The sequence below is a fragment of the Streptomyces sp. NPDC002130 genome, assembly GCF_040296465.1.
Taxonomy (GTDB): Bacteria; Actinomycetota; Actinomycetes; order Streptomycetales; family Streptomycetaceae; genus Streptomyces.
The window spans coordinates 1-11061 of the sequence record NZ_JBEOXI010000260.1; the positions used below are offsets into that span (position 1 = coordinate 1).

Sequence of the window (11061 nt, forward strand, 5' to 3'; positions counted from 1 at the left end):
TGTCCTGCCATCAGACGCGGGCCTCCGTGAGCCGGGCGTGGACATAGGTCAGGGCCTCGCGCGGGGTCTGGGTGTGCGCCAGGTCGCCGTCGGGGATCTGGATGCCGTACTCGCGCTCGATGCGGTTGACGAGTTCCAGCAGGGCCAGGGAGTCGTAGCCGAGGTCGGCGAACGAGGTGTCGGCGAAGTGCTCGCCGTCCAGGTCGGTCTGCTCGTCCACGCCGCCGCTGGCTCGGAGGATGCGGCGTACGTCGTCGAGGGTGAATTCCGGCATGGGAAGCCTTTCGTGGTGGTGTGTGGGCTGCGGGTGGGTGGGGGCTGGTCGCGCCCGCGCGGCGGAGCCGCAGATCCGTACAGCCCCGCGCCCCTGGGCGGGCTGCGCCCGCGGATGCCGGTCGGCTGCCGGTGAGTCGGTCACCTCCTGAGGGCGTTGCGGTCGCCGGCGCCCACCACCAGCGCGGAGGTGAAGCCGCCGTGTCCGCGGGCCAGGACGAGGGCGGTGCGCGGGTCGGTCTGGCGGGGGCGGTCGAGGACGAGGTCGATCTCGCAGCCGGGGGCCGGGCGGCCGAGTCCGGCGGTGTGCGGGACGACTCCGGCGCTCAGGGCGAGCAGCGCGGTCGCCACGTCCAGTGCGGCGCCGCCCGCGTAGAGGCGCCCGGTGAGGGTCTTCGGCGCGGTCACCGGGACCCCGCCGGGCCCGAACACCTCGGTGAGGGCGCGGGCTTCGGCGAGGTCTTCGGCCGGTGTGCCGGAGGCGTCGGCGAAGACCATGTCGACGTCGCCCGGGGCGAGCCCGGCGTCGGCGAGGGCCCGCCGGATCACCGAGACCAGCACGGAGCGCCGGGCGGTGGTGCGGCTCGGCACCGGCGGCCGCGCCGCGGCACGGTCCGGCGCGGGGGGCCGTGTGACGCCGTCCGCCGTGGAGGGCCGCGTGGCGTCGTCCGTCACCGGCAGCCGCGTCGTGCCGTCCGCCGTGGGGTCGAAACCGGCCGCGTAGCCCAGGAGTTCGCCGTACGAGGGGACGCCGCGGGCGTGTGCCGCGTCGGCGCTCTCGACGACGAGGATGGCGCCGCCCTCGCCCGGGACGAAGCCGGAGGCGGCCGCGTCGAAGGGCAGGTAGGCGCGGGCCGGGTCGTCCTCGGTGGACAGCCGGCCGGTGGACAGCTGCGCCACCAGGCCGTACGGGCACAGCGAGGCGTCGGTGCCGCCGCTGAGCACGAGCCGGGAGCCGGTGTCCAGCAGCCGCCGGGACTGGCCGAGGGCGTCGAGACCGCCGGCCTGCTCACCGCAGATGACCCCGCAGGGGCCGCGCATGCCGTGCCGGATGGAGACCTGGCCGGTGGTGGCCGCGTAGAACCAGGCGATGGACTGGTAGGCGCCGACCCAGGAGGACCCCTTCTGGTAGAGGTTCTCCATCTCGTGCTGTCCGAACTCGGTGCCGCCCGAGGAGCTGGCGGTCACCACCGCCATCTCGTACTCCGGCAGGGTCGCCGGGTCGGCGGCGGCGTCCGCGAGGGCGTCCTCGGCGGCGGCCAGCGCGAAGTGGGTGAAGCGGTCGGTCTGCGGGACGAGCCGTCCGGGGACCTGTTCGGCGGCGCGGAATCCGGGGACCTCGCCCGCCACCCGGACGGGGTAGCCGGTCGGGTCGAAGCGGGTGATCCGGCCGAGGCCGCTCTTGCCCGAGAGCACCGACTCCCAGTGCCGGGCGGCGCCGATCCCGGTGGGCGCGACCACGCCGAGCCCGGTGACCACGGACCGGCCGCGCCGGCCGGGGCGTATGCCGGAGGCGCTCATGCCGCCTCCCCGTGCGCGACGGCGGGCCCGCCCAGGACCATCGCGGTCTGGAAGCCGCCGAATCCGCTGCCGACGCTGAGCACCCGGTCCATGCGGTGCTCGCGGGCCGTCACCGGCACGTAGTCGAGGTCGCACTCGGGGTCGGGTGTGGACAGGTTGGCCGTCGGCGGTACGACCTGGTGGCGCAGAGCGAGGGCGCAGGCGGCGATCTCCAGGGAGCCGATGGCGCCGAGCGAGTGCCCGATCATCGACTTGATGGAGCTGACCGGCACCTCGTGGGCCCGCTGCCCGAGACTGCGCTTGAAGGCGGCGGTCTCGTGCCGGTCGTTCTGCTTGGTGCCCGAGCCGTGCGCGTTGATGTAGTCGATGGCGCCGGGGTCGAGCCGCGCCCGGTCCAGGGCGACCCGGACGGCCTCGGCCATCTCCCGGCCGTCGGGCTTGAGTCCGGTCATGTGGAAGGCGTTGCTGCGGCCGGCGAAGCCGAGGATCTCGGCGTACACGGTGGCGCCGCGGCGTCTGGCCGACTCCAGCTCCTCGATGACCATGACGGCGGAGCCCTCGCCCAGGACGAAGCCGTCGCGGCGTCCGTCGAAGGGCCGGGAGGCGTGCCGGGGGTCGTCGTTGCTGGCGGTGGTGGCCTTGATGGCGTCGAAGCAGGCGGAGGTGATCGGCGACAGCGGGGCGTCGGTGGCTCCGGCGAGCACGATGTCGGCCGTGCCCTCCTCGATCAGCTGGACGCCGTGCCCGATGGCGTCCAGGCCCGAGGTGCAGCCGGTGGAGATCAGCGCGACCGGCCCCTCGGCACCGGCCTGCCGGGCCACCTCGACGGCGAGGGTGCTGGGCACCATGTAGCCGTACAGGTGGGGTACGCCGTAGCTGTGGTCGACCAGCCAGTCGCGGCCGCCGTCGGAGAGGACCGCGTACTCCTCCTCCAGGCCCATGGTGCAGCCCACCGCGCTGCCGATGCTGACGCCCACCCGTTCCGGGTCGGCGCCGGGCAGTTCGATCCCGCTGTCGGCGACGGCCTCCCGGGCGGCGACGACCGCGAACTGGCCGGCCCGGTCCATGCGGCGGGCCTCCTGGGGGGTGAGCCCCGCGGCCAGCGGATCGAAGTCGCACTCGGCGGCGACCTGCGAGCGGAACCCCGCCGGGTCGAACAGGCTGATGCGGCGGGTGGCGGTGCGTCCGGCGGTGAGCAGGTCCCAGTAGGCGTCCCGCCCGATGCCGCCGGGTGCGACGGCTCCCACTCCGGTGATCACCGCGCGCCGGTGTCCGGACGTCATCGGGCCGCTCCCACATCGGGGTTGCCCGCGGACGCGTCGAGCGGCTGTTCGGTGTCGACGTGGCCCAGTTCGGGGCGGGGTGCGAGCGGGGAGAGGTGGAAGACCGCCTCGGCCGGCACGGACCCGGTGTTCACCAGGCGGTGGCGCACCCCGATGGGCACCAGCAGCGAGTCGCCGGGGCCGAGCGCGACCGGGGTGCCGCCGTCCAGCGTCATCTCCAGCCGGCCCTGGACGACGTGCAGGAACTCCTCGGAGTAGGGGTGGAGGTGCTCGGTGACGTGGTGGCCGGGGGCCAGCCGCAGTACGCCGCCGAAGCCCGAGGTGCAGCCCACGGTCTTGGGGCTGAGGGTGACGCGGATGTCGCCGCCGCGCTTGGTGTTGGCGGCGACCTCGTTCACGGCGACCTTGGTGGTGGCGGGTGCGCTCATCGGGCACCGCCCAGGTTCGCCGAGCGCGGGGCGCCGGCCCGCGGGCCCTGCTCGGGCGTCCAGGAGTAGAAGGGGACGGCCATGGCGTCCTTGGGCTCGCGCCAGTCCGGGTCGTAGGGCGAGATGAACTGCCCGAGCCGGGTGTTGATCTCCTCGTAGAGCGGGTGGCTGCGCGCCTTGTACAGATTCGGCGCGATGTCCTGGTCGGCCTCCACCAGGTGGAAGTACAGGTTGTGGAAGGCGAACAGCGTCCGCCTCGACACCCCCACCAGATGCGGCAGTTCGGTGCTGTCCGAATCGGCGAAGACCTGCGCGACGCCCTCGGCGTCGGCGAGGTCCATCCTCGCCACGATCAGCGTTCGGTGCACGATGTCCTCCCGGCTTGTCGGTGCTGTGTTCACCCTGGTCGGCGGGGGTCGAGACGCTCTCGAAGGCGCCTGGAGAACCGCTGACGGGCCCGGTGCCGCGGGCGGGAGACAGCACGACGGCCCGCCGCACCTGGGGTGCGGCGGGCCGTGGAGGGACCTGCTACCGGCGGACGTCGGCCTTCATCAGGGTGACGCCGCTGCCGCCGACGACACCGGCGCCGACCATCCGGCCGTTCGGTACGTCGCCCGTGGGCGCGCCCCGTGACAGGAGGATCAGGGCCTGCCGGATCAGCCGGGGCACGGAGTACAGCAGCTCTGCGTCCGGTGTCAGGTGCTCCTGGACGAGGTGGACGTCGACGAGGTATTCGAGGAGTGTCTCGGCGTCCCCGGTGCCGGGGCGCAGCCGTGTCACCACCTCGTCGAGGCTCCAGCGGCGCTCGCGCTGCAGCAGCAGGCGCAGCAACTCCCGTGAGCGGGCGGGCAGGTGCCGGTGGCTGGCGGCCACCGTGGTCATCAGCGACTGGGTGCCGTCCGGGAGTTCGAGCAGCATCCGGGGGTTGCCGCGCAGCCGCAGCGCCAGCCGGGCCGCCGACCAGCCGGGCCGCGCGGTGAGCCGGCCGGCCACCGCCCTGATCGCCAGGGGCAGTCCCTCGCACAGCCCCATCAGTTCCTGCACCGCCGTGGGGTCCTCCTGCCGGGAGCGCTCCCCGGCGACCCGGTCGTAGAGCTGGAGGGACTCCTCCGGGGACAGGGCGGGGAGCACGATCTTGCGGCCGGTGGACAGGCTGTGCGCCCGGTAGCGGTTGGTGGCGATCACCGCGCAGCCGGATCCCCCCGGCAGGACGGCGCGGATCTGGGAGGCGGTGAGCGCGTCGTCGACCACGACGAGCACCCTGCGGTCGGCGGTCCAGGTGCGGAAGAGCCTGCTGAGCTCGTCGAGCCCGCTGGGCTGTTTCTCGCGCTGGATGCCGCAGGCGGTGAGGCAGGCCGACAGCACGTCGGCGAGCTGCTGGGAGCCCTCACCGACGGCGGACAGGTCGATGAAGAGCTGCCCGTCCGGGAAGCGCGGGCGCAGCCGGTGCGCGGCACGCACGGCGAAGGCGCTCTTGCCGACACCGGGCGGGCCGTGCACCTCCACCACCCGCATGCCGGTGCTGGGCCGGTCCGCGCCGAGGAAGGTCTCCAGCTGGTCGAGTTCGCGTTCTCGTCCGACGAAGTCACCGACGTCGGCGGGGAGTTGGGCCGGGCCCGGCACGAGCCGGCGCCCGCCGGGCACGGTCTCGCTCTTGGCCGGGGCAGGCCCCCTGAGGTGGCCGCGGTCGGCGAGCACCTCCTGGTGGAGCCGCTGGAGCTGCGCGGAGGGCTCCAGTCCGAGTTCCTCGACGAGGTGGCTGCGCAGGGTGCGGAAGGTGTTGAGTGCGTCGGGGCGGCGGCCGCAGCGGTGCAGGGCCCGCATCAGCTGCCCGGCGAACGCCTCGTGGGTGGGGTGGGCGCGGAAGGCCTCGGACAGCTCGTCCAGGACGGCGTGGTGCCGGCCGAGTTCGAGCTCCAAGGAGAAACGTTGCTCCTGGACGCTCTTACGGCGTTCCTCCAGTTGGGTCGACCAGGCCGACAGCCGGCGTCCGGTGCTGATGTCGACGAGGGCTCCGCCGTGCCACAGGGAAAGCGCCCTCTTGAGGGTGAGAGCCGCCTCCTCCTCCCCCGCACCGGTACGGAGTTGTGCCATGCCCTGTTCGGTGAGCTGGTCGAACCGGTAGGCGTCCACCGACTGCTTGTCGTCCAGTCGCAGTTCGTAGCCGCCCACCCTGGTCAGGATCGCGGGGCAGCCGTGCGGTGGACGGGAGCCGAAAGCCGCGCCGTGCTGTCCGGTGGCCAGCAGCAGTCTGCGGCGCAGTTGATAAATGTAGGTTTGCAAGGTGGTCAGCGCGCTGAGCGGTGGGTGGTCCTCCCACAGTTCCTCGCACAGCTGGTCCACGCTGACCAGCGAGTTGGCATTGAGCACCAGCAGGGCGAGCACCTGACGCAGCTTGGGGGCGGACGGTGTGACGTCCTCCCCGTTCCTGCGTATTCGCATCGAGCCCAGCAGACCGATCTCTATCACTGCATTCCCCCTGAGTGAGCCGCCTCTGTGGGGTGGCGGCCATCGGTTATTCACCTTCCTGCGTCACTCATTTTTGGGCGAAACATCAAACGCTCGAAGGGGCGGAAAAATTGCCTGCCCTTTACTCGGGGAATTGCGCTTCGCCGAAAAAGAAGTTGAAACCAGCAATATCCCTGCGCGTACCGGCGGCGAGAAAGGAAAGCGATTACCGCATTCCTGTTCTTCACCTTCTCGCATCCTATGCTTCGCGCACATGGATGACAAGGCGCACATTTCTGCGCGGGGGTGTGGCGCCGGGCACCCTCACAGGCGCAGCTCGACCCCGTACTCCGCGAGCCACGTGTTCAGCTGGAGCACCATCTCCATGCTCGCCCGTTCCACCCACGCGAAGGCGCCGCTGGGGGCCGCCGCCGCGCCCAGCGCCACCCGGGTCGCCTCGGCGTCCAGCAGCGGGGCGACCGGCGCGGCCGGGTCCGCGGCCACGTCCCCGAAGCGGTGGCGTACGAACTCGCCGTACGCCGCCTCCTGGACGGTCGGATAGGCGCTCTTGGGCCGGTTGAGCACCCGCTCCGGCAGCAGATCGGCGACCGCGGCCCGCAGCAGGCTCTTCTCCCGGCCGTTCACCCGCTTCAGCTCGGCCGGCACGTTGTAGACGTACTCCACCAGCGCCCGGTCGCAGAACGGCGGGCGCAGCTGCACCCCGTGCGCCATGCTCATCCGGTCGGCACGGTCCAGATGGGTCGGGGCCCACCGGGTCAGCGCCAGATAGGTGACCTCGCGCGCCCTGCGTTCGGCCGGGCTCTCCCCGGCCAGCTGCGGGACCTCGGTGAGCGCGTCGCGGTAGTGCTGGTCGGCGTACTCCATGAAGTCCAGCTCCTTGCGGAGCGTACGGTCCACCAGCGAGCAGCCGAGCCCGCCCGCGGCCGCGTCGTGCCCGCGCTCGAAGGAGACCCACGGGAAGGTCGTGGAATTGCTGTGGGCCGGGTCGTACGCCCAGAAGTAGCCGTTGAACACCTCGTCCGCGGTCTCCCCGGAGAGCACCGCGGTGATCCCCGCGCCGCGCAGCGCCTCGAAGAACAGCAGCAGCGAGACGTCCATGTCGCCGAGCGGCGAGGGCGCGTCCTGGCTGCGCAGCGCGGCGGCGTGCGTCTTCGGATCGGCGAGCGCCGCCGTGTCCAGCAGGATCTCGGTGTGCTCGGTTCCGATGTGTCCGGCCGCAAGGGCCGCGTAGGGGGCGTCCGGGGTGGCGCGCATGGTCGGGTGCGGCTCGAAGTTCTCCGCGTAGCCGGAGAAGTTCACCGAGAACGACCGCAGGCCGTCCCCGTCCGCACGCCGTCGGCGGGCCGCGAGCGCGGTCAGCGCGCTGGAATCGATGCCCCCGGACAGCATCGCGCCGACCGGAACGTCCGCGCGCAGATGGGTGGCGACCGCCTCCGCCAGCAGCCGGCGCACGGTGGCGACGGTGGCCTCCAGGCTGTCGGTGTGCGGGCGGGCGGGCAGCGACCAGTAGCGACGGTGCCCGGTGCCCGGCGCCCGCACGGTCATCGTGTGGCCGGGCAGCACCTCGCGCGTGCCCCGGAACACCCCGGTGCCCGGCTTGCGGCTGTGCGCGAACAGCTCCCGCAGCCCGTCGGCGTCGACCACCGGCCGCACCGCCGGATGCGCCAGCAGCGCCTTGGGCTCGGAGCCGAAGACGACACCGGACGGCGTCAGGAAGTAGCACAGCGGCTTCACCCCCAACCGGTCGCGGACCAGGAGCAGTTCCTGCCGCCGCACGTCCCACACGGCCAGGGCGAACAGGCCCTCCAGCCGCTCCGGGAACACGGCACCCCACTCCAGGTAGGCGTGCAGCGCCACCTCCGCGTCGCCGTCTCCGGTGAACCGGTGCCCCTTCGCGGCCAGTTCGCGGCGCAGCTCCACATGGTTGGTGACGCTGCCGTCCAGGGTCAGCACGGCCACCGGGCTGCCGGCCTCCGACTCCACGACGACCGGCTGGCCCGTGTGCTCGGAGCCGAGCAGGGCGAGGCGCCGGTGGGCCAGCGCGGCATGGCCCTCGATCCACTCGCCGAAGCCGTCCGGGCCGCGGTGCGCGAGCGCCGCCGCCATCGCCCGTACGGTGGGCGCCTCCGGTGTCAGGTCCCGCTCGAAGTCCACCCAGCCGGCGATTCCGCTCATCGTGGCGTCCTTTCGCTCTCTGCGTCTGATGGGGGTGCGCTGTTCTCCGCCGGGTCGTGGGTGAGGAGGGTGACCTCCACCAGGGAGAGCCCGTGCCGGGCGACCGCCTGCCGGAACTCGTCGATCCCGGGCGGCCCTTCGCCGCGCACCGCGAGTCCGAGCCGGCGTGGGGCTTCCTCCCCGTAGCGGTGGTACAGCTCCAGATAGCCGCGCGCGCTGCGCTCGGCGTCGTCGACCAGCGCGAACCGCACCGGCCGCCGCTGCCCGCGCCAGGTCAGCTCGCCCGGCGCACCGCCCGCGAAGTTGTGCCGCCAGCCGCTGCCGGTCGCCACCACCAGCGCGCCACCGAGGGGGTGCACCCCGGCGGGCACGGTGTACGGCCGCCCGCTGTGCCGTCCCGTGAAGTGCAGCAGCGCGAGCCGCTCGGCCACCGGGCCGGGCTCGGGGCGGGACAGCAGCTCCCGCATCCGGTCATCGGCCGCCGCCCGCTCCGGCCCCTCCGGCAGATGGCGTACGACGACCGGGCTCATGACAGCACCACCGCGGCGGCGGTCAGCGCGCAGCCCGCGATCGCGAGGCAGGTGCGCACCAGGTGCCAGCCGCGCCAGGCGGGGCGGGGGTCCTGCCAGCCGGGTCCCAGGTCCTCGGGCCGGGTCCGCTTGACCGTCCGGTTGATCGGCACGTTCCGGGTCTGCGACACCACGGCCACCCCCGCCATGCACAGCGCGGCGGCCGCGAACAGCACCCGGGGGCCGCCCGACGCCCGTATCGCGAGCCCGACGTCCACGGCCGTGGAGCCGGTGACGATGAACGGCATGATCCGGTCGTAGCGTCTGCCCAGCAGGATGTGCGTGGACACGTACCGCTCCGGGGACATCGCGACCAGCGCGGGCATCACGCTCACCGCGACCGCGAAGAGCACCCCCGCCACCAGGCCGGTGCCCGTCAGCACCAGCACACTGAAAGCCTCCACCACCGCTTCCGCCCTCCTTCGAGCCTTGCGCCGTCCTTCGGGCCTCGCGCCGTGCTTCGGGCCTGGCCCGAACCTGTCAGCCGCTCCTCGCACGACACTCGAATCCGCCTGGGAGCGCACCGCTTCGCGACGGTTCCGCTCGCCCGTGCCGCGAGCCCGGTTCGAGGCGCCGGGTGTTGCATCGGCCCGCCGAACCGAACTGCGATCCACACCCTTGGAGGAGCCGGTATGGCGGACGAGACGACCGAAGTACTCATCGTGGGCGGCAGCATGGTGGGGCTCGCCCAGGCCCTGTTCCTCGCCCGGCAGGGCATCCGGCCGCTGCTGGTGGAGCGGCACGCGGAGATCTCGGCACACCCCCGGGCGCAGGCCGCGAGCCCGCGGACCATGGAGCTGCTGCGCGCGCTCGGCCTCGAGGACGCGGTACGGGCACGGGAGAACCCGCACGCCCAGTACGGCGACATCCTCCAGGCCGAGTCCCTCACCGGGGCCGAACTCGGGCGGTTCGACGGACCGTTCCGCTTCGACCGGCACGAGGTCGGCACCACCGGCTGGACCCTGATCGGGCAGGACCGTCTCGAGCCGGTGCTGCGGGAGCGGGCCGAGGAGCTCGGCGCGGACATCCGGTTCGCCACCGAGATGACGGAGTTCACCCAGGACGCGGACGGCGTCACGGCCGTCCTGCGCAGTACGGACGACGGTTCCGAACGGACCGTACGGGCGCGGTACCTGGTCGCGGCCGACGGCTCACGGGCGCCCATCCGCACCTCGCTGGGCATCGGCCATCACGGGCCGGGGGTGTTCGGCCGGCAGATGAACATCGTCTTCCACGCGGACCTCGACCCGTACGTGGCGGGGCGCACCTTCTTCCTCTGCTTCGTCAGCAACCCGGTCGTCAAGGGCGTGCTCGGCAAGCTCGGCGGCGCGGACTCCGACCGCTGGGTGCTCGCGCCGAGCCTGCCGCCCGGGTCCGACCACCGTGTCTTCGGCACGGAGGACTGCGTGGAGCTGGTACGGGCCGCGGTGGGGGTGCCCGACCTGCCGGTGACGGTGGAGTCCGCGACGAGCTGGGAGATCGCCGCCTGGGTCGCGGACCGCTTCCGCTCCGGGCGGGTGCTGCTGGCGGGCGACTGCGCGCACGTCATGCCGCCCACCGGGGGCTTCGGCGGCAACATGGGCATCCAGGACGCGCACAACCTGGCCTGGAAGCTCGCGCGGGTGCTGCGCGGGCAGGCGGGTCCCGGCCTGCTGGACACCTACGAGCAGGAGCGGGCCCCGGTCGCCGAGTTCACCGTCGACCAGGGCGTCATCCGCTATCTCCAGCGCAGCGGCCTCGACGAGGCGGCGGCGGCCCGGCACCGCCCCGAGACCACGGTGCTGTTCGGACACGTGTACCGGTCGGACGCGGTCCTGCGCGAGGCCGGTGACGACGACACCGCCGTGGTCGAGGACCCGACGTCCCCCACCGGCCGCCCCGGCACCCGCGCCCCCCACCTCGCCCTGGTCCGCCAGGGCAAGGACGTCGCCCTGCACGATCTCCTCGACGGCGGTTTCTGGCTCCTCACCGGCCCGGGCGGTGCGGCCTGGCAGGAGCCGGCGGCCGCGCTCGGTCTGTCCTTCCACCGGGTGGGCGCGGAGGAGCCCTCCGAGGTCGTCGAGCGGTTCCTCAGCCGTTACGGCGTCCAGGACACCGGTGCGGTGCTGGTCCGGCCGGACGGGTTCGTCGCGTGGCGTTCCCGCGGGGCGGTGGGTGAGCCCGCCGGGTCGCTGACGGCGGTGCTCGATGCGGTGCTGCGGCGTGCGTGAGCGTTCGGGTTGGCGCCGGGTTGGGCCGTCGGGCGGCTGCGGCGACGTCGTGGCTGGTCGCGCAGTTCCCCGCGCCCCTGTGGGGAGCGCTGCGCGCCCCCACTGAAACGGCCGCGGTGCTCCTTCTCGGAGC

The 11061-nt window shown here is 73.3% G+C and carries 10 protein-coding genes; 1 reads left to right on the forward strand and 9 read right to left on the reverse strand.

The genetic code is table 11. The annotated features are described in order from the left end of the window. Window positions 1-10: 10 nt before the first annotated feature. The 9 genes from ABT116_RS33980 to ABT116_RS34020 all read right to left on the reverse strand — a co-directional run bounded on the left by ABT116_RS33980 (window position 11) and on the right by ABT116_RS34020 (window position 9125). Complete coding sequence (locus ABT116_RS33980) at window positions 11-274, reverse strand: acyl carrier protein (protein WP_351641768.1); 264 nt, start codon at window positions 272-274, stop codon at window positions 11-13. Between the two features lie 140 nt (window positions 275-414). Next, window positions 415-1794 (reverse strand): ketosynthase chain-length factor, encoded by a 1380-nt coding sequence (locus ABT116_RS33985; RefSeq protein ID WP_351641771.1) that lies wholly within the window; start codon window positions 1792-1794, stop codon window positions 415-417. Next, on the reverse strand, window positions 1791-3077 hold the full coding sequence (locus tag ABT116_RS33990; protein ID WP_351641773.1) for a beta-ketoacyl-[acyl-carrier-protein] synthase family protein: 1287 nt from the start codon (window positions 3075-3077) through the stop codon (window positions 1791-1793). The genes ABT116_RS33985 and ABT116_RS33990 overlap by 4 nt, the downstream gene beginning before the upstream one ends. After that, entirely contained in the window at window positions 3074-3505 is a 432-nt protein-coding gene (locus tag ABT116_RS33995; protein WP_351641776.1) for a cupin domain-containing protein, read from the reverse strand. Before ABT116_RS33995 ends, ABT116_RS33990 begins: the two co-directional genes overlap by 4 nt. Beyond that, a complete protein-coding gene (locus ABT116_RS34000) occupies window positions 3502-3873 on the reverse strand; it encodes a TcmI family type II polyketide cyclase (RefSeq protein WP_351641778.1) in 372 nt (123 codons plus the stop codon). The genes ABT116_RS33995 and ABT116_RS34000 overlap by 4 nt, the downstream gene beginning before the upstream one ends. A gap of 160 nt (window positions 3874-4033) precedes the next feature. Further along, the gene (locus ABT116_RS34005) at window positions 4034-5974 is read right to left on the reverse strand and encodes an AfsR/SARP family transcriptional regulator (protein WP_351641780.1); all 1941 of its coding nucleotides are present in this window, start codon (window positions 5972-5974) and stop codon (window positions 4034-4036) included. A gap of 303 nt (window positions 5975-6277) precedes the next feature. After that, a complete protein-coding gene (gene asnB / locus ABT116_RS34010) occupies window positions 6278-8149 on the reverse strand; it encodes an asparagine synthase (glutamine-hydrolyzing) (protein WP_351641783.1) in 1872 nt (623 codons plus the stop codon). After that, complete coding sequence (locus ABT116_RS34015; RefSeq protein ID WP_351641786.1) at window positions 8146-8679, reverse strand: PNPOx family protein; 534 nt, start codon at window positions 8677-8679, stop codon at window positions 8146-8148. Before ABT116_RS34015 ends, asnB begins: the two co-directional genes overlap by 4 nt. Further along, on the reverse strand, window positions 8676-9125 hold the full coding sequence (locus ABT116_RS34020; RefSeq protein ID WP_351641788.1) for an anthrone oxygenase family protein: 450 nt from the start codon (window positions 9123-9125) through the stop codon (window positions 8676-8678). Before ABT116_RS34020 ends, ABT116_RS34015 begins: the two co-directional genes overlap by 4 nt. Before the next feature lie 225 nt (window positions 9126-9350). On the opposite strand from ABT116_RS34020, the gene ABT116_RS34025 reads away from it, so the two are divergent. After that, entirely contained in the window at window positions 9351-10928 is a 1578-nt protein-coding gene (locus ABT116_RS34025; protein ID WP_351641790.1) for an FAD-dependent monooxygenase, read from the forward strand. Window positions 10929-11061 lie beyond the last annotated feature (133 nt).